This is a genomic window from Citrobacter sp. C5_2 (genome assembly GCF_014596845.2).
GTDB classification, from domain to species: domain Bacteria; phylum Pseudomonadota; class Gammaproteobacteria; order Enterobacterales; family Enterobacteriaceae; genus Citrobacter; species Citrobacter werkmanii.
The window spans coordinates 4453895-4476804 of record NZ_CP115032.1 but is presented as its reverse complement, the minus strand read 5'-3'; the positions used below and the strand labels follow the sequence as shown (position 1 = coordinate 4476804).

24 protein-coding genes are annotated in these 22910 nt (G+C 53.9%); 8 read left to right on the top strand and 16 right to left on the bottom strand.

The annotated features are described in order from the left end of the window. Positions 1-57: 57 nt before the first annotated feature. The 4 genes from ridA to pyrL form a co-directional block, all read right to left on the bottom strand. Positions 58-444: a 2-iminobutanoate/2-iminopropanoate deaminase gene (ridA, locus tag ICA20_RS21780; RefSeq protein ID WP_000047544.1), complete on the bottom strand. Its 387-nt coding sequence runs from the start codon at positions 442-444 to the stop codon at positions 58-60. A gap of 76 nt (positions 445-520) precedes the next feature. Continuing rightward, entirely contained in the window at positions 521-982 is a 462-nt protein-coding gene (pyrI, locus tag ICA20_RS21775) for an aspartate carbamoyltransferase regulatory subunit (RefSeq protein ID WP_038636740.1), read from the bottom strand. A gap of 13 nt (positions 983-995) precedes the next feature. Then, positions 996-1931: an aspartate carbamoyltransferase gene (gene pyrB, locus ICA20_RS21770; protein WP_038636743.1), complete on the bottom strand. Its 936-nt coding sequence runs from the start codon at positions 1929-1931 to the stop codon at positions 996-998. Between the two features lie 36 nt (positions 1932-1967). Then, complete coding sequence (gene pyrL, locus ICA20_RS21765; RefSeq protein WP_003025819.1) at positions 1968-2069, bottom strand: pyr operon leader peptide; 102 nt, start codon at positions 2067-2069, stop codon at positions 1968-1970. Between pyrL and ICA20_RS21760 the strand changes: the two genes are divergently transcribed. Next, positions 2049-2171 (top strand): hypothetical protein, encoded by a 123-nt coding sequence (locus tag ICA20_RS21760; RefSeq protein ID WP_087857458.1) that lies wholly within the window; start codon positions 2049-2051, stop codon positions 2169-2171. The genes pyrL and ICA20_RS21760 overlap by 21 nt on opposite strands. Here ICA20_RS21760 and ICA20_RS21755 read toward each other — a convergent pair. The 5 genes from ICA20_RS21755 to arcA form a co-directional block, all read right to left on the bottom strand. After that, a complete protein-coding gene (locus tag ICA20_RS21755) occupies positions 2168-2647 on the bottom strand; it encodes an arginine repressor (protein ID WP_038636746.1) in 480 nt (159 codons plus the stop codon). The genes ICA20_RS21760 and ICA20_RS21755 overlap by 4 nt on opposite strands. A gap of 144 nt (positions 2648-2791) precedes the next feature. After that, complete coding sequence (locus tag ICA20_RS21750; RefSeq protein WP_038636748.1) at positions 2792-4195, bottom strand: YfcC family protein; 1404 nt, start codon at positions 4193-4195, stop codon at positions 2792-2794. Positions 4196-4250: 55 nt separating this feature from the next. Beyond that, positions 4251-5255, bottom strand: a complete 1005-nt coding sequence (argF, locus tag ICA20_RS21745) for an ornithine carbamoyltransferase (RefSeq protein ID WP_038636750.1) — start codon at positions 5253-5255, stop codon at positions 4251-4253. A 55-nt stretch (positions 5256-5310) separates the two neighbouring features. Then, on the bottom strand, positions 5311-6243 hold the full coding sequence (gene arcC / locus ICA20_RS21740; protein ID WP_038636753.1) for a carbamate kinase: 933 nt from the start codon (positions 6241-6243) through the stop codon (positions 5311-5313). 9 nt (positions 6244-6252) lie between these two features. Further along, entirely contained in the window at positions 6253-7473 is a 1221-nt protein-coding gene (arcA, locus tag ICA20_RS21735; RefSeq protein WP_038636756.1) for an arginine deiminase, read from the bottom strand. A gap of 672 nt (positions 7474-8145) precedes the next feature. On the opposite strand from arcA, the gene ICA20_RS21730 reads away from it, so the two are divergent. Next, entirely contained in the window at positions 8146-8598 is a 453-nt protein-coding gene (locus tag ICA20_RS21730; protein WP_038636759.1) for a YhcH/YjgK/YiaL family protein, read from the top strand. Between the two features lie 108 nt (positions 8599-8706). Here ICA20_RS21730 and argF (ICA20_RS21725) read toward each other — a convergent pair whose 3' ends face one another. Next, positions 8707-9711, bottom strand: coding sequence for an ornithine carbamoyltransferase (gene argF / locus ICA20_RS21725; protein WP_038636762.1), 1005 nt, complete (start codon positions 9709-9711; stop codon positions 8707-8709). A 163-nt stretch (positions 9712-9874) separates the two neighbouring features. Here argF (ICA20_RS21725) and rraB point away from each other — a divergent pair, with 163 nt between their 5' ends. The 3 genes from rraB to ICA20_RS21710 all read left to right on the top strand — a co-directional run bounded on the left by rraB (position 9875) and on the right by ICA20_RS21710 (position 12108). Further along, positions 9875-10300 (top strand): ribonuclease E inhibitor RraB, encoded by a 426-nt coding sequence (rraB, locus tag ICA20_RS21720; RefSeq protein WP_005134179.1) that lies wholly within the window; start codon positions 9875-9877, stop codon positions 10298-10300. A 51-nt stretch (positions 10301-10351) separates the two neighbouring features. After that, entirely contained in the window at positions 10352-11110 is a 759-nt protein-coding gene (gene miaE, locus ICA20_RS21715) for a tRNA isopentenyl-2-thiomethyl-A-37 hydroxylase MiaE (protein WP_038636766.1), read from the top strand. 167 nt (positions 11111-11277) lie between these two features. Further along, entirely contained in the window at positions 11278-12108 is an 831-nt protein-coding gene (locus ICA20_RS21710) for a hypothetical protein (protein WP_038636769.1), read from the top strand. Between the two features lie 26 nt (positions 12109-12134). Here ICA20_RS21710 and ICA20_RS21705 read toward each other — a convergent pair whose 3' ends face one another. From ICA20_RS21705 to pepA, 4 genes are all read right to left on the bottom strand, one after another. Beyond that, positions 12135-12638 carry a GNAT family N-acetyltransferase gene (locus ICA20_RS21705; protein ID WP_038636772.1) on the bottom strand — a complete coding sequence of 168 codons (504 nt, stop codon included), beginning with the start codon at positions 12636-12638 and terminating at the stop codon, positions 12135-12137. A 220-nt stretch (positions 12639-12858) separates the two neighbouring features. After that, the gene (locus ICA20_RS21700) at positions 12859-15714 is read right to left on the bottom strand and encodes a valine--tRNA ligase (RefSeq protein ID WP_038636776.1); all 2856 of its coding nucleotides are present in this window, start codon (positions 15712-15714) and stop codon (positions 12859-12861) included. Continuing rightward, positions 15714-16157, bottom strand: a complete 444-nt coding sequence (gene holC, locus ICA20_RS21695) for a DNA polymerase III subunit chi (protein WP_038636780.1) — start codon at positions 16155-16157, stop codon at positions 15714-15716. The genes ICA20_RS21700 and holC overlap by 1 nt, the downstream gene beginning before the upstream one ends. 144 nt (positions 16158-16301) lie before the next feature. Beyond that, entirely contained in the window at positions 16302-17813 is a 1512-nt protein-coding gene (gene pepA / locus ICA20_RS21690) for a leucyl aminopeptidase (protein WP_038636783.1), read from the bottom strand. 153 nt (positions 17814-17966) lie between these two features. Between pepA and ICA20_RS21685 the strand changes: the two genes are divergently transcribed. The 3 genes from ICA20_RS21685 (at position 17967) to lptG (ending at position 20262) form a co-directional block, all read left to right on the top strand. Then, positions 17967-18017 (top strand): hypothetical protein, encoded by a 51-nt coding sequence (locus ICA20_RS21685; protein ID WP_212723231.1) that lies wholly within the window; start codon positions 17967-17969, stop codon positions 18015-18017. A 62-nt stretch (positions 18018-18079) separates the two neighbouring features. Next, on the top strand, positions 18080-19180 hold the full coding sequence (gene lptF, locus ICA20_RS21680; protein ID WP_038636786.1) for an LPS export ABC transporter permease LptF: 1101 nt from the start codon (positions 18080-18082) through the stop codon (positions 19178-19180). Then, a complete protein-coding gene (lptG, locus tag ICA20_RS21675; protein WP_038636788.1) occupies positions 19180-20262 on the top strand; it encodes an LPS export ABC transporter permease LptG in 1083 nt (360 codons plus the stop codon). Before lptF ends, lptG begins: the two co-directional genes overlap by 1 nt. 39 nt (positions 20263-20301) lie before the next feature. Here lptG and ICA20_RS21670 read toward each other — a convergent pair whose 3' ends face one another. Beyond that, positions 20302-21804, bottom strand: a complete 1503-nt coding sequence (locus tag ICA20_RS21670) for a helicase HerA-like C-terminal domain-containing protein (RefSeq protein ID WP_038642982.1) — start codon at positions 21802-21804, stop codon at positions 20302-20304. A 79-nt stretch (positions 21805-21883) separates the two neighbouring features. Beyond that, a complete protein-coding gene (locus ICA20_RS21665; protein ID WP_038636791.1) occupies positions 21884-22882 on the bottom strand; it encodes a LacI family DNA-binding transcriptional regulator in 999 nt (332 codons plus the stop codon). Positions 22883-22910 lie beyond the last annotated feature (28 nt).

Here is a 22910-nt window from a genome sequence, read left to right as displayed (position 1 = left end):
ACAAACTACGCTTGCATAGGCCGGATTACGCGAAGCCGCCATCCGGCACAAGGTGGTTTAGCGACGAACGGCGATCGCTTCAATCTCGATTTTCACGTCTTTCGGCAGACGAGCAACTTCCACGCAAGAACGCGCCGGGAAGGTCGCGTTGTGCTCGGTGAAGAACGCTTCGTAGGTGGCGTTGACGGTAGCGAAATCGTTCAGGTCTTTCACGAAGACGGTCGTTTTAACGATGTCGCCCACTTTCAGACCTGCTGCTTCAACGATAGCTTTTACGTTTTCCAGCGACTGACGCGCCTGAGCGGACACGTCTTCCGCTACGGCGCCGGTTTTCGGATCGACCGGGATCTGACCGGAAGTGATTACCATGCTACCCAGGTCAACACCCTGTACGTATGGGCCGATTGCTGCTGGTGCATTTTCCGTCGCGATAGTCTTGCTCATGATTTCTCCTGAATTACAGCGGTAAGTAAAATTCCTTAGGCATTATAGGGAGCCGGGAATTCATAACCAACCACAATTAGTTGGCCAGCACCACATAATGCGAAAACTCTTTTTCACAGTATTTGCATTTGAGTGCGATGTCATCAGCACGCTTTTTCACTGAAAAACTGGAAGAAACCGGCTCAGCATGACTGATGCAGTTGCTGTTCGGACACACCAGCACGTTGTCGATGCGCTCTGGCAGACTCGGACGTGATTTACCCACCACGTCGTAATTATCAATGCGGTTCACCGTTGCCTGCGGCGCATACAGAGAGAGCTGGTTAACCTGCTCGTCGGTCAGGAAGGTATTTTCAATTTTAATCAGGTCTTTACGACCCATCTCACCGGACGGCAGATTCAGACCGATGGTGATTCGCTGGTCGGTTTCTGTCAGCTTGAACAGCGTCAGTAATTTAAAACCAACCTGTGCGGGAATATGGTCAATCACGGTGCCACGTTTGATGGCTTCAACCTGCAGTTTGTTATCGTGTGTCATCTCTTTTTCTCCCTTACAGTGCCAGTTCGCTATTCAGTACCAGTGCCAGTAACGCCTGGCGGGCGAAGATGCCGTTGCCAGCCTGCTGGAAATACCAGGCGTGCGGCGTCTTATCGACGTCGGTGGTGATTTCATCAATACGCGGCAGCGGATGTAGTACCTTCATATTGGCTCTGGCGCCGTTCAGGTCGCTGGCGCGCAGGACAAACTGTGCTTTCACGTTGGCGTATTCGGATGGGTCCAGACGCTCTTTTTGTACGCGGGTCATGTAGAGGATATCGACTTCCGCCATCACCTCTTCGATAGTGCCATGCAGGCTCCAGGCGATGCCCTTTTCAGTCAGCATATCCAGAATGTACTGCGGCATGGCCAGCGCATCCGGGGCGATGAAGTAGAAGCGGTTGCCTTCAAACTTCGCCAGCGCCTGGGTTAAGGAGTGGACGGTGCGGCCATATTTCAGATCACCCACCATGGCGATTTGCAGATTGTCCAGGCGGCCCTGTGTCTCCTGAATGGTAAACAGATCCAGCAGCGTTTGGGTTGGATGCTGGTTAGAGCCGTCGCCCGCGTTAAGAACCGGGACGTTACCAGAGAATTCTGTTGCCAGACGCGCGGCGCCTTCCTGCGGATGACGCATGACGATGGCGTCGACATAGGTGCTGATGACGGAAATGGTGTCAGCCAGCGTTTCGCCTTTTTTGCCCAGAGACGTGTTGCTGCTGTCAGAGAAACCTACCACGCTGGCGCCCAGACGGTGCATAGAAGTTTCAAAGGATAGACGGGTGCGGGTGGACGCCTCAAAGAAGCAACTGGCGATGACCTTATGCTTTAACAGCTCCGGTTGTGGGTTCGCTTTTAATTTCGCCGCCGTTGCGAGGACCAGATTGAGGTCATCGCGGCTGAGGTCGTTTATGGAAATGATGTGTTTTTGATAGAGCGGGTTAGCCATGTTTATCTCCTGACGCCTGGGCAAAAAAAAAGCCCCTCAATTGAGGGGCTCGGAATGGGTGATCAACGGAAAGAAAAACGGCAGGCCAGCGTCCTTTTTCAGACGCGGTAAGACAAAATGTCGTACACACTGAACCATACATCCTCCCGGCAAATTGTCCGCGATTATACTCAGCTACGTTATGGGATCAAGCGAAAAATGCACGATTTATTCATCGCAAACGGTTCTTCTGAATTTTAATTCATTTTAAAGAGATAATTAATCTGCTTGTGAACCAGGCCCGTTCGCTGCACGACGCGCGGCGCGACCCAGACGATACTGCTGCCGGCAATGACGCCCAGAATTTCCGGCAAGGCGTGATAATCGAGGATTCTGGCAACCGCGCGACCATATCCTGCAGCGGTGTGAATGAGGATAAACTCGCTATTGTGTTCTATGCTGACCACCATTTCAGCGATCGATCGCGCCGCATCAGGAGCGGGTCGTGACTGAGGATTGACAGAATAAATTTTTTGCCCTTTTGTATTTCTTATTTTTATGGCCCCAAGCAACTTCAGCAAACGAGACACCGTCGACTGACTAATACTGGTAAAGCCGTGGCTTTGCAGATCGCGGCGCAGCGCTTCCTGGGACAGGTAGCTTTTTTCGCTAATCAGGCGCTGACACATCGCCAGCTGTTTTTGCTCTTTGGCAGAGTAATCATCGAATTCCTTCATAAAATCACCTTATATTTCTTATCTGTATCAATGCGATGGCGAAATTCACCACATTTGCAGTATCAATAACGGCTCAAACGGGCGGTTGTGCAGAAAAACGAGAGAACGATCAAAAAAGCCGTCGGATACCGACGGCTAAAAGAGCTACAGCATCGCGCCGATACTCAGGACGACCATGTTCAGTAACGTCAAAATAAGCAGTAACGGAGCGACCCATTTCAGGTAACGCACATAGGGAACGCGCGCGATGGCCAGTCCCCCCATCACAACCGCAGAGGTGGGCGTAATCAGATTCACAATGCCGGAAGCGGATTGATACGCGGTGACGACCAGATCCCTCTGTACATGCGCGAAGTCGGCCAGTGGGGCCATAATGGGCATGGTGAGGACCGCCAGCCCAGAGGACGATGGGACCAGGAAGGAGAGCAACACTTCCAGCCAATAGGTCACATTGATGAAAATGGTGGTGGAAAGGCCGGAGACTATATTTTCGGCGCTGTGCAAAATGGTGTGAGTGATCATGCCGTTATCCATCACCACGACGATGCCGCGCGCAATACCGATAATCAGCGCCACGCCAAGCAGATCCCGCGCACCGTCAATGAACGTACTGGTAAATGCCTCTTCACTCATGCGGGCGATTACGCCGACGATAATCGCAGCAGCCAGAAAGACAGCGGATATTTCTGCCATCCACCATCCGAGTACCGCCACCCCATAGATCATTACCGCAAAGGCGGCGGCGAAAATCAGCAGGATCCATTTCCGCGTTGCCGTAAATTCCAGATTGGTATTGGCGCGACTACCGAGAAAATGGGCGCGGTTTTCCTCCATTTTATCCGCCACGATAGACAGCTCAGGATGGCTGCGAACTTTCCGGGCATAGCGCATGACCCACACCACGCAGATCACATAGCCGACGACCAGCAGCAGAATGCGCATCAGCATTCCCTGGGTGAAGGGGATCCCGGCCGCGTTGGCAGCGATAACCGTTGCGAACGGGTTAATTGTCGAACCGAGTGTGCCGATACCTGCGCCGAGCAAAACGGTCGCAGCAGCGACCAGTGGATCAAAGCGGGCCGCCATCATTACCGGGACGAGCAGCGTGTAAAAAGGTAGCGACTCTTCCGCCATCCCGTAAATCGTACCTCCGGCGGCGAAAAGTCCCATCAGGATGGGGATCATCCACTCTTCTTTGCCGTTAAGCCTGACCGTTACGCGTTCGATACCGGCGTCAATGGCGCCCGTTTTATTTACCACGCCGAGAAAACCGCCGATGATCAGGACAAACAGCGCCACATCAATGGCGCCGGCGGTGTAGGTCTCGTGATTATAAAGACCGTCAATTGGCGCCAGCAGTACAGCGGTAATACCTTGTGGGTGCGCCTCTGTGGGGGCATAAGTCCCGGCAACCGGCACTTCTTTACCCAGGGTCGCATTCATCGCCATCTGGTATTTCCCTGCCGGGACAATCCAGGTCATAACAGCGACGAGTGCAATAAGAATAAACAGGATGGTATACGCGCTGGGAAATTTGAATTTGCCCATGATGTTCTCCGGATAGCTCGGGCATATGCCGTCAGGCGACATATGCCCGCAGGGGTTAGTCGCCGAGTGTCGCTACCATGACCGCTTTGATGGTATGCATCCGGTTTTCTGCTTCGTCGAAGACGATGGAGTGTGCTGACTCGAACACCTCTTCCGTGACCTCAAGCCCTTTCAGGCCGTAAGCCGCTTCGATTTCACGCCCAACTTTGGTGTGTTCGTTATGGAAGGCGGGCAGACAGTGCATAAATTTCACATTGGGGTTGCCGGTTGCGTTGATGACTCGCTGGTTAATCTGGTAAGGCGTCATCAGGCTTACGCGTTCTGCCCATGCCTCTTTGGGTTCGCCCATGGAGACCCAGACATCGGTATAGAGGAAATCCACGTCGTAAACGCCTTCCTCAACATCCTCTGTGAGCGTAATGCGCGCGCCTGTCACGCTGGCGATTTCACGGCATTCGGCAACCAGCATCTCATCCGGCCAGAAGGATTTAGGGGCGACGAGGCGGATGTCCATCCCCATTTTCGCCGCGCCAACCATCAGCGAATTACCCATGTTATTGCGGGCATCACCGAGGTAGGCGAAGCTCAGTTCAGGTAAGGTTTTGCCCGGCGCGTGTTCCAGCATGGTCATCAGATCCGCAAGGATCTGCGTAGGGTGAAATTCGTTGGTCAGTCCGTTCCATACCGGAACACCGGCGAACTGCCCCAGTTCTTCGACGATCTCCTGGCCATATCCGCGATATTCGATACCGTCGTACATACGGCCTAACACGCGGGCGGTATCTTTCATCGATTCTTTGTGACCAATCTGTGAGCCGCTTGGGCCGAGATAGGTCACCTGCGCGCCCTGATCAAAAGCGCCAACTTCAAAGGCGCAACGGGTGCGGGTTGAGGTTTTTTCGAAGATGAGCGCGATATTTTTACCGACCAGCGTCTGTCTTTCGCGTCCGGCCTTTTTCGCCGATTTTAATTCGATAGCCAGATCGATCAGGTACTGGATCTCTGCCGGGGTATAGTCGAGCAATTTAAGAAAATTGCGATTTTTTAAGTTAACAGTCATCAGAATGTCCTTATGTAGGCCGGATAAGGCGCAGTCGCCCATCCGGCAAAATGGGTCATGCGTCGTAAGCAATGGTTTCGGGCCGAATCAATGTGCCTTTCTCTCCCGAGAGAATGGCCGGACCGTCGGCCAAGGAGCCGATGCCTGCTATCCCCTGGCATTGAGAGACAAAATTCGCGCAGGCGGTAACTTTCGGCCCCATAGAACCGGCGTCGAACTGCATCTCGCCGAGTATTTCGGGGGTGACCTGAGCCAGAGGGCGCTGGGTGGGTTTGCCCCAGTCGAGGTACACCGCGTCGGCATCGGTCAGGATGAGCAACGCATCAGCATGAAGCTGGCTGGCGAGTAGGGCGGCGGAGAGATCTTTGTCGATCACGGCTTCAATGCCGTGGTAGCCATCGGCTTTTTCCACGACCGGCACACCGCCGCCGCCATTGCAGATGACCAGATGATCGCGGGCGATCAACGCCTGGATCGCGTCACTTTCAACAATACGTTTGGGCTGCGGAGAGGGCACAACGCGACGGAACGCTTTACCATCGGCTTTGAAAACCCAGCCTTTTTCCACCTGTAATGCACTGGCCTGGGTTTGGTCGTAAATGGGGCCGATATATTTGGTGGGATTGCTGAAGGCTGGATCGTGGGCATCGACTTCAACCTGCGTCAGCAGGACGCTAATTTCTCGCTGTGGAAGCTGGTTTTTCAGCGCCTGTTGCAACATATAGCCAATCATTCCCTGACTTTCCGCGCCGAGAATGTCGAGCGGATAGGGGGTGACGCTGGCGTAAGCGCTGTTTTGTAACGCCAGCAGTCCAACCTGTGGGCCATTGCCGTGTACCAGAATCACACGCCACTGTTGCGTAAGCCGGGCGATGGTTTTTGCCGCCAGCTCAATATTCTTACGTTGGATGTCTGCTTCCAGCGGCTCGCCGCGTTTGAGCAGCGCGTTGCCGCCCAGAGCCACAACCAGGGTCGGTTTATTTTCCATGACGTCTCCTTAAATACCGTCGCGTTCCAGTGGGCAGCTCATGCAGCGCGCGCCGCCGCGTCCGCGTCCAAGTTCGTCGCCAGGAATGGGTAAAACGGTGATGCCGGCTTTGTCGTATTTCTCGTTGGTCCAGATATTGCGCTCGTAACCCACAACCACGCCGGGACGTAGCGTCAGGACGTTGTTGGCGTCATTCCACTGTTCACGTTCGGCTTCGAAGGCGTCACCGCCGGTGGTAATCAGGCGAATTTGATCGAGCCCCAGCGCTTTTTCCAGCGCATGAACCAGCGTACTTTCCTGCGTCCGTTTCAGGCCGCCGCGCCCGTCTGGCGTCAGAGTCCAGCACTGCACGTCCGGGCGCACCACTTCCGGGTAGACAGAGAAGGTATCGATATCGATGTGGGTCATCACCGTGTCGAGATGCATACAGGAACGATGCTTAGGCAGTTCGACCGCGATGACGCGCTCTGCCTGGCGATGCTTGAAGAGTGATTGGGCAAGGAACTCGATTCCTTGTGGCGTGGTGCGCTCAGACATGCCAATAAGTACCGCACCGCGACCAATGACCAGCACATCTCCACCTTCTAATGTGGCGTGGTCGTAATTAATATTTTCATCACCGAAATATTTAATAAATTCACCATCGGCAAATTGCGGGTGCCAACGGTAAATCGCCCGCAGATTATTAGTTTCTCGTTGCCGGGCGGTTTTAGCCATCGGATTAATCGAAACACCGTTATATATCCAGCAGGAGGTGTCGCGGGTAAATAAATGGTTGGGCAGTGGCTTCATAATAAAATCATTAATATCATGAGTATCCACCACCATATTTTTTATAGAGGCAGGGATTTCGCCATAGGTCAGCCCGCCGCTTAAATGCCGTGCCAGTTCCCGGTGCTGCATGTCCGCAAGCCAGGCGCGGACATCGGCGGCGAAAGTGGGTCCAAGGCGATAATCAGAAATTTGCGTATCCAGCAGCCAGCTTTTAGCGTCGGGAATATCCAGGGTTTGTGTTAATAAATCAGTGAGTAACAGAACCTCAATTCCCTCCTGGCGCAGCGTGTTGGCGAAAATGTCGTGCTCTTCCCCTGCACGTTCTACCGAAAGCACATCATCAAAAAGCAGCTCCTGACAGTTGGATGGCGTCAGCCTTTTTAAGCTGAGATTAGGGCGATGCAGCATCACGCTACGTAATTGACCGATTTCAGAACCGACATAATGCTTTTCCATCATTATTCCTTTAATACGATTTTAAAAAATAAAGAGGAGATGGCTGCAAATGCAATTTATTGCAGTCATGATTTTTCAGCTGATTTCAGAATCTATATTTAGATCTTATTTGATACGGAAACGTGATTTGTTTCACAGTCGGTTCGATATTTGAATTTGCTTTCCTAATATATGAGATGGCTCTGAGATTTTAAAAAATAATAAATACAATAACTGAATTGCTACGCATGAATATGTCTTGTTATTTATCTATGTTAATTTTATGTACATTTTTTAAAATATATACACTTAATAATCAATTGATTTTTATGTGTTTTTTATTATGAGATGAATGTTTATGCGGTTCTGTGATTCTATTATTTGTACGGGACAGTTTATTGCCAAATAAATATGGGGGTGAGCAAAGCGAGTGGGGGAGGTGTGAATTGTGATCGACGGCTGGGTTTTATCATAACACGTTCAAAACCAGTAAGTTATAAGCAAAGAGAAAAATGAGGGGGTAAGAGTTATGCAGTGTTTATGCATAACCTGATGCGTTAGGTTAACAACTATCTAACATTATCAGCGATAAACATGCGTTGCCGCAAAATATCGGTAATTAGGAGTGGTATGGCAGGCCGTTTTTTCGTATAACAACAAAAATGAAACGATGTTTTAATTAAGGGGTTTGAGATGATTGTCGGCAATATTCACAACCTGGGTGCCTGGCTGCCGGAAGAGCTGCGTCAGGCGATTGAGCACATTAAAACGCATGTTACGGATGCGACGGAAAAGGGTAAGCATGATATCGATGGCGATCGCCTGTTTTATCTGATTGCCGAAGATATGACGGAGCCGTTTGCACAGCGCCGTGCCGAGTATCATGCCCGCTATCTGGATATTCAGATCCTGCTCAAAGGGCAGGAAGGCATGACCTTCAGTACGCAGCCTGCGGGCGCGCCGGAAACTGACTGGCTGGCGGATAAAGACATTGCCTTCCTGCCGGAAGGGGCACAGGAGAAAACGGTGGTGCTGAACGAAGGTGACTTTGTGGTGTTCTATCCGGGGGAAGTGCATAAACCGCTGTGCGCAGTCGGCGCTCCGGCGCTGGTACGCAAAGCGGTGGTGAAATTGCGGGTGGAATAAGCGTATTTGCCGGGGGGCGGCTTCGCCTTGCCCGGCCTACGGTAGCGCGGTTGTAGGCCGGATAAGATGCTGAGCATCGCCATCCGGCAAATCAATCACGCAACGCTATTATTTGGAAAGCGTCGCCACCATTACTGCTTTAATGGTGTGCATCCGGTTTTCCGCCTGATCAAATACGATGCTGGCGGGTGACTCAAAGACGTCGTCGGTCACTTCCATCCCGCCGTGCAAACCGTACTGTTGCGCCATTTGTTTGCCAAGCGTGGTTTGATCGTCATGGAACGCGGGCAGGCAGTGCAGAAATTTCACCTGCGGATTGCCGGTGAGCGCCATCATCGCGCTGTTTACCTGATATTTGCGCAGCAGCGCAATACGCTCGGCCCACTTCTCTTTCGCTTCGCCCATTGACACCCATACGTCGGTGTAGATGAAGTCCGCACCTTTTACGCCCGTGGCGACATCTTCCGTCAGCGTAATATTGCCACCGTTTTTCTGTGCCAGCGCTTTGCATTCTGCCACCAGACTCTCATCCGGCCAGCAGGCCTGCGGCGCAACCAGACGCAGATCTAACCCGGTTAACGCGGCGGCTTCCAGCATTGAATTGCCCATATTGTTACGGGCATCGCCGGTGTAGACTAACGTCATCTCATTAAATGCTTTACCCGGCAGGTGTTCCTGCATAGTTAACAAATCCGCCAGTAACTGGGTGGGATGAAACTCGTTAGTTAATCCATTCCACACCGGCACCCCGGCATATTCCGCCAGCGTTTCCACCACTTCCTGACCGTGACCCCGATACTGAATACCGTCGTACATGCGGCCGAGTACGCGGGCGGTATCTTTAATCGACTCTTTATGCCCAATCTGGCTGCCGCTTGGTCCGAGATACGTTACGCGAGCGCCCTGATCGTATGCGGCAACTTCGAAAGAGCAACGAGTACGAGTCGAGTCTTTTTCGAAGATGAGCGCGATATTTTTACCGGTGAGTTGAGCGACCTCGGTGCCGTTTTTCTTATCTGCCTTGAGCTGCGCGGCGAGCTTGAGCAGTGACGTGAGTTCAGCAGAGGTGAAATCAAGCAGTTTCAAAAAGTGCTTCTGATAAAACGTAGACATGGTTTCCTCACATGGCTTAAGCCATTTGTTGAATTAAAATTCAATTTATATGGATGTTTATTCATTTGCAACCTTGTTTAACAAATCTTTCCTGGAAAGGTGGAGGCAATGACAGCGGTATGTGACAATAAGAGTATCGGCAGGACATTATGAGGAACGAGCCATGGCAAACCCGGAACTACTGGAAGAGCAGCGTGAAGAAACACGCTTGATTATTGAAGAGTTACTCGAAGATGGCAGCGATCCAGACGCGCTGTACACTATCGAGCATCACCTTTCCGCGGACGACTTTGAAACCCTGGAAAAAGCGGCAGTAGAAGCCTTCAAGCTGGGTTATGAAGTGACCGAGCCGGAAGAGCTTGAAGTCGAAGAAGGCGACACGGTTATTTGCTGTGACATCCTCAGCGAATGCGCCCTGAATGCCGAGCTGATTGACGCTCAGGTTGAGCAACTGATGAACCTGGCTGAAAAATTTGAAGTGGAATACGACGGTTGGGGCACCTATTTTGAGGACCCGAACGGCGAAGAAGGTGAAGATGGCGACGATGAAGACTTCGTCGACGAAGATGATGACGGCGTGCGTCACTAAGTCATCTGCTGACCTGCGGTAGCCCAGGCTGCCGCAGGCCAAGGACAACGTATGGATTACCCGCAAATACTCTCCCCGATCCACAACTTCCTGCAATGTAAAACGCCTCAGGCCTGGCTTGATAAAGCGCGAGACCCGGCGAATCTGCCGCTGTTACTGACCGATCACCTCGTCTGCGAACTGAAAGCGGCGCAAACGGCAATGCTGCTGGTGCGTAAGTATGCCGCGGATAAACAGGGATCGCAGGCGCTGCTGGACTGGCTAAAACCCTATGAAGCCTTTGCTTTCAGGGAAGGGGATGAGCCGGATTTTATCGCGCTGAATAAACAGATAAGCAAAAGCGTTATGCCGCAAACCGACGACCCGTGGGGACGAAAGCTTATCGACAGCATGGTGTTGCTGATCAAAGAAGAGCTGCATCACTTCTCGCAGGTACGCGAGGCGATGACGATCCGCAATATCCCTTACATCAAAATTACCGCCAGTCGTTACGCCAAAGGTATGCTCAAAGAGGTTCGCACCCACGAGCCGCTGACGCTGATCGACAAGCTGATTTGCGGGGCGTATATCGAAGCCCGTTCCTGTGAACGGTTTGCCGCGCTGGCGCCGTATCTGGAGGCGGATTTGCAGGCGTTTTACCTGTCGCTGCTGCGATCCGAGGCTCGGCACTATCAGGATTATCTGGCGCTGGCGCAGCAGGTTTCTGCTGACGATATCAGCGACCGGGTGCAGTTTTTTGGCGAAGTCGAAGCCGCGCTGATTACCTCTCCTGACGACGAGTTCCGCTTTCACAGCGGCATACCGGCTTGATTCCTTCTGTGACGCGCGCTGTTCAATCATCGCGCGTTTTACCTCTTCTCCCTTTCCGCTAGCAAAATCTGGTGGCTGGAAATCGCCCGCCGCTGCCGTAATAATCAAAATACACGAAGGGGGAAATATATCTCCTTACTTGAGATTGTTTTGCATAAGGATGGTTAATGAACTGGGCTCACGTATTGTTAGCAGGCTATATCGGGGTGGTGATTGCCATCGTCGTTGGCATGTTCCGTAAAAAAGGGTGGCTGGGCAAGATCTCTGGCGCGGTGGTCTTTGTGGTGGCGATTATTGCGTGGAATCTGTTTGATGTGCACTACCTGATCCCACGTGAAAACCCGGATTATGGTCTGACCGAAGAGCAGCAGTTTGAAAAGGCGATGCTCTCTAATCCGGCGTTTCAGGTGATTAAGGAACAGGAGCCTGCGCTGACGCAAAAAATAATCAGCCAGGCAGCGCAGATGAAAAAAGCAGGGAGCAGTGAACAGCAGGTTATCGACGCGATACAGCCGCAGATTCTTCAGTTGCAAATGGCACGATTGCAGCAAGCTCCTGATGCCAATGTCATTGAATATATGAAAATTAATCTTGAGCAGATCGCCGCCGTGGCCAAAATAGGTGATGACGAATGCTTCCGCTTCCTGTTTCCGGCGGTAAAAGGAGGGATTAACCCGGCACGTCTTGTTCCGCGTGAGATCATGGATCGTCGTATGGCGAGTGACATGAGCATGATGTACGCCTCTCACGGACCGAAAAAACATACGGTTACGGCAGAGGAAAAGCAACTGGCGCTTCAGGACCTGCAAAGCATCAGCCCTGGCCTGGTACAGCGCTATGGACCGGATATTCAAATCATGGCCGATCCGACTAAAGCTGTCGGCAAAGAGAAGATTGCCTGTGAGATAGTGCAGGATCTCTGGTCACAGGTGTTGAAGCTGCCGACCGCGCGTTCGGCCGGCGTGATTCGTCTGATGCTTTCGGCTGAGATGCAGTAAGGTCAATATGGCCCCTCGGCGTAAGGTCAGAGGGGCTTTAACATCCGCACTTCACAATCCACGTGCCCGGTACAGCCCAGCGCTTCGCTGATGTGCTCAAAGCCTAAATGTTCATACAGGCGAATAGCTTCAGTCAGAAACGCGGTCGTTTCCAGATAGCACTGCTTAAAACCCTGCTCACGGGCGTGATCCAGCGCCATCAGCGCCAGCTTTTTCGCCAGCCCCTGGCCGCGTACGCTCGACAGGAAATACATCTTCTGCAGCTCGCAAATGTCCGGCTCGCTACAGCCTAACGGCGCGACGCCGCCGCCGCCCACCACCTGACCATTCTGCTCCACGACCCAATAGGCTGCGCCCGGCTGGCTGTAAACCTGGAACAGTTCATCCAGATTTGGGTCGGCCACGGTATAGCCTTTATCAGCGGTAAGCCCGTATTCGGCGGAAACCTGGCGGATAACGCGGGCGATGGCGGCGTTATCGTCGGCGGTAAGACGACGCAGCGTCGCAAAGACAGGGGTAGTAACACTCATAGCGAACTCATGACAGAAACGTGGAACATATGCAGTTAATAACACTGCGGGGAGGGGAAGTGCAAGCGATGATAATTCAATAAAAAGCCTCTGATGCACACGCTCAGAGGCTTTTTATTCGTCAGTGGTGTCGGATGCGCTACGCTTATCCGACCTACGTTGACGCTGCCCGTTGGCCGGATAAGCGCAGCGCCATCCGGCAAATATACGGGCACGATGATTACAGCGCGGCGATAACCGCCTGCTGCTCAATCAGCTTCGCTTTGGCTTCCGCGTAACCGTCCAGCTTCTCACGCTCTTTGGCGATCACCGCTTCCGGCGCACGAGCGACGAAACCTTCGTTGGAAAGTTTGCCTTCGATACGGGCAATCTCACCTTCGATTTTCGCCACTTCTTTCGCCAGACGCGCCAGCTCATCTTCTTTGTTGATGAGGCCAGCCATCGGGATCAGCAGTTCGGCGCCGTCGATGATTTTGGTCACGGAAACCGGACCTTTGTCATCGGCAGGCAGCACGGTGATGCTTTCCAGACGCGCCAGGTTCAGCAGGAAGCTACGGTTGTCGTTCACACGACGCATCGCGTCAGCGCTGCAACCACGCAGCAGCAGCTCCAGCGGTTTGCCCGGCGCGATGTTCATTTCCGCACGGATATTACGTACGGCGACGATCGCCTGCTTCAGCCATTCGGTATCGGCCAACGCGGCTTCATCAACCTGCGCGGCGTTATATTCCGGGAACGGCTGCAGCATGATGGTGTCAGCGGTAATACCGCAAATGACCTTCACGCGCTGCCAGATGGTTTCGGTGATGAACGGGATGATCGGATGCGCCAGGCGCAGCAGACCTTCCAGCACGGTGACCAGCGTATTGCGGGTGCCGCGCAGTTCAGACTCGGAACCTCCGGTCATCACCGGTTTGGTCAGCTCCAGATACCAGTCGCAGAACTGGTTCCAGGTGAACTCGTACAGAATGCCCGCGGCGATGTCGAAGCGGAAGTTATCCAGCGCTTCGCGGTACGCTTTAACGGTCTGGTTGAATTCAGCCAGGATCCAGCGGTCTGCCAGCGACAGGGTCATTTCGCCGCCGTTGAAGCCGCAATCCTGACCTTCAGTGTTCATCAGCACAAAGCGGCTGGCGTTCCACAGCTTGTTACAGAAGTTACGGTAACCTTCCAGGCGCTTCATATCCCAGTTGATGTCGCGGCCGGTCGAGGCCAGCGCCGCCAGGGTAAAGCGCAGGGCGTCGGTGCCGTGCGGCTCAATGCCGTTCGGGAACTGCTTCTCGGTGCGTTTGGCAATCTTCTCAGCCAGTTGCGGCTGCATCATGTTGCCGGTACGTTTTTCCAGCAGTTCCGGCAGGGAGATGCCGTCGACCATATCCAGCGGGTCAATGACGTTACCCTTGGATTTGGACATCTTCTGGCCTTCGTCGTCACGGATCAGACCGGTCATGTAGACGGTATGGAACGGCACCTGCGGCTTGCCGTTTTCATCTTTGATGAAGTGCATGGTCATCATGATCATGCGGGCAATCCAGAAGAAGATGATGTCGAAGCCGGAAACCATCACGCTGGTTGGGTGGAACTGACGCAGCGCGTCGGTGTTTTCCGGCCAGCCGAGGGTGGAGAAAGTCCACAGCGCGGAGGAGAACCAGGTATCGAGAACGTCTTCGTCCTGACGAAGCGCAACGTCGGCGCCGAGGTTGTTTTCCTGGCGGACTTCGTCTTCGGTACGGCCTACATAAACGTTGCCGTCGTTGTCGTACCATGCCGGGATACGGTGACCCCACCACAGTTGACGAGAGATACACCAGTCCTGAATATCACGCATCCAGGAGAAGTACATGTTTTCGTACTGCTTCGGCACGAACTGAATGCTGCCGTTTTCAACGGCTTCAACCGCTGGTTTCGCCAGCACGTCGGCACGGACGTACCACTGGTCGGTCAGCATCGGTTCGATAACCACGCCGCCACGGTCGCCGTAAGGAACGGTCAGGTCGTGCGGTTTAATTTCTTCCAGCAGGCCCAGCGCGTCAACGGCTGCGACGATCGCCTTACGGGCAGCAAAGCGTTCCAGCTTCTGGAATTCAGCCGGAATCGCGTTGGAGTAAACGTCGGACTCTTCGCCTTTGGTGTCGTACACTTCCGCGGTTTCACGGATGTCGCCGTCAAAGGTCAGAATGTTGATCATCGGCAGGCCGTGACGTTTCCCGACTTCGTAGTCATTAAAGTCGTGCGCCGGGGTGATCTTCACGCAGCCGGTGCCTTTTTCCATGTCGGCGTGTTCGTCGCCCACGATCGGAATACGGCGGTCAACCAGCGGCAGGACAACGAATTTACCGATCAGATCTTTGTAGCGCGGATCTTCCGGGTTAACGGCCACGCCGGTATCCCCGAGAATAGTTTCCGGACGGGTGGTAGCGACGACCAGGTAATCTTTACCGTCTGCGGTCTTCACGCCGTCGGCCAGCGGATAGCGGATGTGCCACATCGAGCCTTTGGACTCGCGGTTTTCCACTTCCAGGTCAGAAATGGCGGTGCGCAGTTTCGGGTCCCAGTTCACCAGGCGTTTGCCACGGTAAATCAGGTCTTCTTTGTACAGGCGAACAAAGACTTCTTTCACGGCATTGGAAAGACCTTCGTCCATGGTGAAGCGCTCGCGCTCCCAGTCAACGGAGTTGCCGAGACGGCGCATCTGACGGGTAATGGTGCCGCCAGATTCCGCTTTCCACTGCCAGATTTTGTCGATAAACGCTTCGCGACCGTAGTCGTGACGAGTTTTACCTTCTTCAGCGGCAATCTTACGCTCAACCACCATCTGGGTCGCGATACCCGCGTGGTCGGTACCGGCCTGCCACAGGGTGTTTTTGCCCTGCATGCGCTGGTAGCGGATCATGGTGTCCATGATGGTTTGCTGGAAAGCATGACCCATATGCAAACTGCCGGTGACGTTCGGCGGCGGGATCATGATGCAGAAGGACTCTTTGCTTTCATCGCCGTTAGGTTTGAAATAGCCCTGCTTTTCCCAGTGCTCGTAAAGCGGCTGTTCGATATCTTGTGGGTTATATGTCTTTTCCATTATTTCCAGGTTGCCGTATTCAGGTTAAAACCAGCCACGCGGTATGCTTTGTAGCGATCGCGTGCCGATTGTTTCAAAGAATCTTCGTAAGGGACGAAGTCTATCACTTCTGTGAAAGCGGTGGCAAAATCTGCAAAGCCAACGCGCAAACTGATCAGCAGGTCGCGCGGGCTGCTGTTGCGTTTTTCCGGCCAGGCAATCTCTACCGGCGAGCCGCCTCTGGGACCTTCACCCGCCAGATTATGCGGCACGAAGCTTTCTGCCGGTCTTGCCCACAGGGCTTCATCAAGGCGAAAGGCCTGCTTTTCGTTTTCGCAGGCGATCAGCACACGCTTGCCAGCACGCCAACGTTCTGCGGCAATTTCACACACCAGTTGCTCGACGGCGCTTAAGCCATCAACGGTAGTGTCATTATCCAGAAGATAGAACGTCGCATTCTTCATATATGGGGCTTCTTGTGGTGGATTTAAATACAAGGCCGGGTGACCCGGCCTTTTCGCCTGATGGCGACGCTCGCGCGTCTTATCAGACCTACAGCTTACTGCTTTGTAGGCCGGATAAGCGTAGCGCCATCCGGCATTTACACATTACTCGTCGCCGTTAAATCCGGCGCGATTGAGCAGGAACTGCGACAGCAGCGCTACCGGACGACCGGTGGCGCCTTTGGCTTTACCGGAACGCCATGCGGTACCCGCGATGTCCAGGTGCGCCCAGTTATATTTACGGGTAAAGCGCGACAGGAAGCAGCCCGCGGTGATAGCGCCGCCAGGACGGCCGCCGATGTTGGCCATATCCGCAAAGTTGGACTCCAGTTGTTCCTGGAATTCATCACCCAACGGCAGGCGCCACGCGCGGTCGCCCGCCTGCTCGGAAGCACCGATCAGCTCGTGCGCCAGCGGATTGTGGTTCGACATCAGGCCGGTGATGTGATGGCCCAATGCAATCACGCACGCGCCGGTCAGCGTTGCCACATCAATGACCGCTTCCGGTTCAAAACGCTCGACGTAGGTTAACACGTCGCACAGTACCAGACGGCCTTCAGCATCGGTGTTTAGTACTTCAACGGTTTGACCAGACATGGTCGTCAGCACATCGCCTGGGCGATACGCGCGGCCGCCCGGCATGTTTTCGCAGCCCGCCAGTACGCCGACGACGTTGATTGGCAACTGTAGCTCCGCCACCATGCGCATCACGCCGTAAACCGCTGCCGCGCCGCACATGTCGTATTTCATCTCATCCATACCTTCGGCAGGTTTGATGGAGATACCGCCGGAGTCAAAGGTTAACCCTTTACCCACCAACACGATCGGGCGTACGTCTTCGGATTCGACACCTTTATACTCAATCACCGACATCAGCGATTCATTTTGCGAACCATTGCCGACCGCAAGATAGGAGTGCATGCCCAGCTCTTTCATCTGCTGCTCACCGATGACGCGAGTGACAACATTTTTGCTATAGCTGTCAGCCAACTGACGCGCCTGAGAAGCCAGGTAGGCGGCGTTACAGATATTCGGCGGCATATTGCCGAGATCTTTTGCCGCTTTGATCCCGGCGGCAATCGCCAGGCCGTGCTGAATGGCACGTTCACCGCTGGTCAGTTCGCGGCGGGTCGGTACGTTGAAGACCATTTTACGCAGCGGACGACGTGGTTCGCTTTTGTTAGTCTTCAACTGATCAAAGCTGTACAGCGTTTCCTGGGCCGTCTCAACGGCCTGACGTACTTTCCAGTAGTTATTGCGGCCTTTGACGTGCAGCTCAGTCAGGAAACAGACGGCTTCCATTGAGCCTGTATCATTCAGGGTATTTATAGTTTTCTGAATGACCTGCTTATACTGACGTTCATCAAGCTCACGCTCTTTACCACAACCGATGAGGAGAATTCGCTCAGACAGGACATTAGGAACATGGTGCAGCAACAGGGTTTGACCCGGTTTGCCTTCCAGTTCGCCACGACGCAGCAGTGCGCTGATGTACCCGTCGCTGATCTTGTCGAGCTGCTCTGCAATCGGAGAGAGGCGGCGTGGTTCAAAGACGCCCACAACGATGCAGGCACTCCGCTGTTTCTCCGGGCTACCGCTTTTTACACTGAACTCCATGCACTACGCTCCTGAATCTTAAAGACAACGGCGGTGGCTACGGATAGAATTGCAAGCTTTCGTAACTCATTCCCGCTGTTGCGGTGACTTCGTGTTAATCTTAACGTTATTACGGCATTGGCACGTCAGAACAATTTCTGAGAGGTGGATCCGTTGAGTATAATGATCTTAGCGACGATTTCGACGACTCAAGAGAATAAATGACGTTTAAGCCATGAAACAAGCTAAATTCCGGCAAAAGACGGGTTTTTACGGGCGTATTTAAAGTGATAATCATAAGATATCTGGTTCGGGAAACGCTCAAAAGCCAACTTGCGATCCTTTTCATCCTGCTTTTGATCTTCTTTTGTCAAAAGTTAGTCAGGATCCTGGGTGCGGCGGTTGACGGTGATATCCCGGCGAACCTGGTGCTCTCGCTGCTGGGGCTGGGCGTGCCAGAAATGGCGCAACTTATCTTGCCCTTAAGCCTGTTCCTCGGGCTGCTGATGACGCTGGGCAAACTGTATACCGAAAGTGAAATTACGGTCATGCACGCCTGTGGGCTGAGCAAGGCTGTGCTCGTGAAAGCGGCGATGGTGCTGGCGTTGTTTACCAGTATTATTGCGGCGGTTAACGTGATGTGGGCCGGACCATGGTCCTCCAGGCATCAGGACGAAGTGCTGGCGGAAGCGAAAGCTAACCCCGGCATGGCTGCGCTTGCTCAGGGGCAATTCCAGCAGGCGACTAACGGCGGTTCGGTGCTGTTTATCGAAAGCGTTGACGGCAGCAACTTCAAAGATGTATTCCTCGCGCAAATCCGCCCGAAAGGTAATGCCCGTCCTTCGGTGGTGGTGGCTGATTCCGGACATCTTACCCAGATGCGCGATGGCTCCCAGGTCGTGACGCTGAACCAGGGCACGCGCTTTGAAGGGACTGCGCTGCTGCGTGATTTCCGCATCACTGACTTCCAGGATTATCAGGCGATTATTGGCCATCAGGCTGTGGCGCTGGATCCAAACGATACCGACCAGATGGATATGCGTACGCTGTGGACGACCGACAACGATCGTGCTCGCGCGGAGCTGACCTGGCGTATCACGTTAGTATTCACCGTATTTATGATGGCGCTGATGGTCGTACCGCTGAGCGTGGTGAACCCGCGTCAGGGGCGCGTACTGTCGATGCTGCCCGCCATGCTGCTCTATTTGCTGTTCTTCCTGGTCCAGACATCCCTGAAGTCGAACGGCGGCAAAGGTAAGCTGGATCCGGTGTTCTGGATGTGGACGGTTAACCTGGCGTATCTGGCGCTGGCGATTGTACTTAACCTCTGGGATACGGTGCCTATGCGCCGCTTGCGTGCCCGTTTTATGCGTAAAGGAGCGGTATAATGCAGCCCTTTGGTGTACTTGACCGCTATATCGGTAAAACCATTTTCACCACCATCATGATGACGTTGTTCATGCTGGTGTCGCTCTCCGGGATCATCAAGTTCGTCGACCAGCTGAAAAAAGCCGGGCAGGGGAGCTACGATGCGATGGGCGCCGGGCTGTATACCCTGCTCAGCGCACCAAAAGATATCCAGATTTTCTTCCCGATGGCGGCGCTGCTCGGCGCGTTGTTGGGGCTGGGCATGTTGGCTCAGCGCAGTGAACTGGTGGTGATGCAGGCTTCCGGATTTACCCGTATGCAGGTGGCGCTGTCGGTAATGAAAACCGCGATTCCGCTGGTGCTGTTGACGATGGCCATCGGTGAATGGGTGGCGCCGCAGGGCGAACAGATGGCGCGTAACTATCGTGCCCAGCAGATGTACGGTGGCTCGCTGCTCTCTACGCAGCAGGGATTGTGGGCGAAAGATGGTGACAGCTTTGTCTACATCGAGCGGGTGAAAGGCGACGCCGAGTTAGGCGGAATTAGTATTTACTCCTTTAATGATAAACGTCGTTTGCAGTCCGTTCGCTATGCCGCGAGCGCGACGTTTGACCCGGAGCAGAAGGTGTGGCGTCTGTCGCAGGTGGATGAATCTAACCTGACCGATCCAAAGCAAATCACTGGTTCGCAGATGGTGAGCGGGACCTGGAAAACCAACCTTACGCCGGACAAGCTCGGCGTCGTCGCGCTGGATCCTGATGCGCTCTCGATTAGCGGTCTGCATAACTACGTGAAGTATCTGAAGTCGAGCGGCCAGGACGCCGGACGTTACCAGCTCAATATGTGGAGCAAAGTCTTCCAGCCGTTGTCAGTGGCGGTCATGATGCTGATGGCGCTGTCGTTTATCTTTGGCCCGCTGCGTAGCGTCCCGATGGGCGTGCGCGTGGTGACAGGGATTAGCTTCGGTTTTGTGTTCTATGTGCTGGACCAAATCTTTGGCCCATTAACGCTGGTGTACGGCATTCCGCCGATTATCGGCGCGTTGCTGCCTAGCGCCAGCTTCTTCCTGATAAGCCTGTGGTTGATGCTGCGTAAGTCGTAATATCCGCCCCTCCCGTAGTGCGGGAGGGGCGTTTCACTGCTAGCGTTTTCTGCCGCCCATCAAACTTCCCAACATGCCGCGAATTATCTGATTAGTGACCTGTCGCGCCGCGCTTTTCGCCACGCTCTGTACTACGCCATCGCGCTTACCGCCGCGTGGTCCGGTGCTGCCAAACAGAATATCTTTCAACCCCCCGAGAATACCGCCATCCACGTCGATCGCTTTACCGTTGGCGGGAGGCGTATTTTGCTGCTCGGTGCTGGCCTGTACGCCTTGCTGTAAACGCTCATAGGCGGACTCACGGTCGACCTCTTCCTCATATTTTCCATACAATGAGGAGTGATTAATCAGCCCGTTGCGCTCGTCGTCGGTTACCGGTCCCATGCGCGAGCACGGCGCAATTACCATCGCCCGTTCCACCACTGAGGGGCTACCTTTGGCATCGAGGAAGGAAATTAGCGCTTCGCCGGTACCCAACTCCTGAATGGCTTTTTCGGTATCAAATGCCGGATTGGCGCGCATAGTTTGCGCCGCGGTTTTCACCGCTTTCTGATCTTTTGGCGTGAAGGCGCGCAGGGCATGTTGCACGCGGTTTCCCAACTGCCCGAGTACGTTGTCCGGAATATCGGACGGGTTTTGTGAAACGAACCACACGCCGACCCCTTTCGAGCGGATCAGGCGGATTACCTGTTCAATTTTATCCAGCAATACCTGCGGGGCGTCGTTGAACAACAAATGGGCTTCGTCGAAGAAGAACACCAGTTTTGGCTTCTCCAGATCGCCGGCTTCCGGCAGTTGTTCATACAGTTCGGAGAGCATCCACAGCAGGCTGGTGGCGTACAGTTTGGGCATCTGGTACAGCTTCTCGGCGCTGAGGATGTTGATTACCCCTTTACCGCTGGCGTCAGTGCGCATCCAGTCTTTGATATCCAGCATCGGCTCGCCAAAGAAGTGCGCCGCTCCCTGTTGTTCCAGCGACAGCAGTCCGCGCTGGATAGCGCCCACCGAGGCGCTGCTGATGTTGCCGTACTGGTTCTGGAACGATTTAGCGTTATCGCCGATGTACTGCGTAATGGCCCGCAGATCTTTGAAATCGAGCAGCAACAGACCCTGGTCATCGGCAATACGGAAGATAATATCCAGCACGCCGGACTGCACATCGTTGAGATTCAGCAGACGCGCCAGCAGCAGCGGCCCGAGGTCAGAGACCGTGGCCCGCACCGGGTGGCCTTTTTCGCCGAAGATATCCCACACCGTGACCGGATTCGCATGCGGTTGCCAGTCGGTAATGCCGATGTTTTTCAGGCGGGCGAGCAGCTTTTCAGAGGCTTGTCCTTCCTGCGCTACGCCGGTTAAGTCACCTTTTACGTCGGCCATAAATACCGGCACGCCAATCTCAGACAGCGATTCGGCCAGTTTCTGTAGCGTGACGGTTTTACCGGTCCCGGTCGCGCCGGTAATCAGCCCGTGACGGTTGGCCATGCCTGGGAGTAAAAACAGTTCGGTGTCCGGCGTGCGGGCTATTAGCAGGGGTGCGCTCATTGAGATTTCCTCCATTTATCCTGCCTGGAGTATAGGCAATATGAATGAAAGAAAGTATGAGCAAGGGAGATAAAAAATCTTAAAGCGTATGGCCGTGATAAATCTGATACCCCAAATCCACGGTGTTGTGGTTATGGTCGTTGTTCTTGATTTTGCTCAGCAACATTTGCGCCGCCATACGGCCAATGTCGAAACGCGGGGTGATCACGCTGGCGAGGCTTGGGATCATCTGCCGCCCCATTTCCAGTCCGTGAAAACCAGCAATCGAGATCTGTTCCGGAACGGCCAGCTCGCGTTCGCGGCACAGCAGCAGCGCGCCCATCGCAATATCGTCGTTGGTGCAAAAGACGCCGTCTAAATCCGGATGCGCGGCGAGCGCGTCCCGCATCATCTGGGTGCCGAGATGAATGGACGAAATAGAACGCGGATTAACACGCAGCGGCGACAGACCCCGCCGCGTCATGGCATCGCAATAACCGCGATAGCGCTGTTCATCGCGGACGTCGTCTTTCGAACCCAGATAGAGGATTTTGCGGCGCGGGCGTTTATCCAGCATGGTGCTGACCATATCAAACGCCGCCTGACGGTTATCAAAGCCCACCTCCATGTCCAGACGGTCACCCTGAATATCCATCAGCTCGACCACCGGAATATTGGCTGAACGCAGAAATTTAACCGTGCGCAGAGTGTGATATTTCTCGGACAGAATAATGCCGTCGATATTGTACGACAGCAGGTTGATCACCGACTCTTCCTCGGATTCCCGGTCATAATTGTAGTTGGCGATCAGCGTCTGATAGTTATGGTCCGAGGTGACCGACTCAATACCGGCCAGAATGTCAGCGAACAGCTGGTTTTGAAACGAGGGGATCAGCACGCCGAGCGTATAGCTTTGCGCATTCAGCAGCATCGCGGGCGCGCGGTTGGGGATGTAATTAATCTCCTCCATAATCTGCGCAATGCGTTCACCGGTTTCCTTTGCGACCTTTTTCGGCGAGCGAATGTAGCGGCTCACCGTCATTTTGGTCACGCCCGCCAGTGTGGCGATATCTTGCAAAGAAATTCTGTGGTTCCTCATTTTCTCTCCCGTGCCGGGGAGCGCTGAC

Coding starts and splice junctions, on each gene's coding strand:
- pepA (WP_038636783.1), bottom strand. CDS start 17,813: ATGGAGTTCAGTGTAAAAAGCGGTAGCCCGGAGAAACAGCGGAGTGCC.
- ICA20_RS21710 (WP_038636769.1), top strand. CDS start 11,278: ATGAACTGGGCTCACGTATTGTTAGCAGGCTATATCGGGGTGGTGATT.
- rraB (WP_005134179.1), top strand. CDS start 9,875: ATGGCAAACCCGGAACTACTGGAAGAGCAGCGTGAAGAAACACGCTTG.
- lptG (WP_038636788.1), top strand. CDS start 19,180: ATGCAGCCCTTTGGTGTACTTGACCGCTATATCGGTAAAACCATTTTC.
- pyrB (WP_038636743.1), bottom strand. CDS start 1,931: ATGGCTAACCCGCTCTATCAAAAACACATCATTTCCATAAACGACCTC.
- arcA (WP_038636756.1), bottom strand. CDS start 7,473: ATGGAAAAGCATTATGTCGGTTCTGAAATCGGTCAATTACGTAGCGTG.
- ICA20_RS21730 (WP_038636759.1), top strand. CDS start 8,146: ATGATTGTCGGCAATATTCACAACCTGGGTGCCTGGCTGCCGGAAGAG.
- ICA20_RS21755 (WP_038636746.1), bottom strand. CDS start 2,647: ATGAAGGAATTCGATGATTACTCTGCCAAAGAGCAAAAACAGCTGGCG.
- pyrL (WP_003025819.1), bottom strand. CDS start 2,069: ATGGTTCAGTGTGTACGACATTTTGTCTTACCGCGTCTGAAAAAGGAC.
- holC (WP_038636780.1), bottom strand. CDS start 16,157: ATGAAGAATGCGACGTTCTATCTTCTGGATAATGACACTACCGTTGAT.
- ICA20_RS21700 (WP_038636776.1), bottom strand. CDS start 15,714: ATGGAAAAGACATATAACCCACAAGATATCGAACAGCCGCTTTACGAG.
- ridA (WP_000047544.1), bottom strand. CDS start 444: ATGAGCAAGACTATCGCGACGGAAAATGCACCAGCAGCAATCGGCCCA.
- pyrI (WP_038636740.1), bottom strand. CDS start 982: ATGACACACGATAACAAACTGCAGGTTGAAGCCATCAAACGTGGCACC.
- ICA20_RS21705 (WP_038636772.1), bottom strand. CDS start 12,638: ATGAGTGTTACTACCCCTGTCTTTGCGACGCTGCGTCGTCTTACCGCC.
- argF (WP_038636750.1), bottom strand. CDS start 5,255: ATGACTGTTAACTTAAAAAATCGCAATTTTCTTAAATTGCTCGACTAT.
- argF (WP_038636762.1), bottom strand. CDS start 9,711: ATGTCTACGTTTTATCAGAAGCACTTTTTGAAACTGCTTGATTTCACC.
- ICA20_RS21665 (WP_038636791.1), bottom strand. CDS start 22,882: ATGAGGAACCACAGAATTTCTTTGCAAGATATCGCCACACTGGCGGGC.
- miaE (WP_038636766.1), top strand. CDS start 10,352: ATGGATTACCCGCAAATACTCTCCCCGATCCACAACTTCCTGCAATGT.
- arcC (WP_038636753.1), bottom strand. CDS start 6,243: ATGGAAAATAAACCGACCCTGGTTGTGGCTCTGGGCGGCAACGCGCTG.
- ICA20_RS21670 (WP_038642982.1), bottom strand. CDS start 21,804: ATGAGCGCACCCCTGCTAATAGCCCGCACGCCGGACACCGAACTGTTT.
- ICA20_RS21750 (WP_038636748.1), bottom strand. CDS start 4,195: ATGGGCAAATTCAAATTTCCCAGCGCGTATACCATCCTGTTTATTCTT.
- ICA20_RS21760 (WP_087857458.1), top strand. CDS start 2,049: ATGTCGTACACACTGAACCATACATCCTCCCGGCAAATTGTCCGCGAT.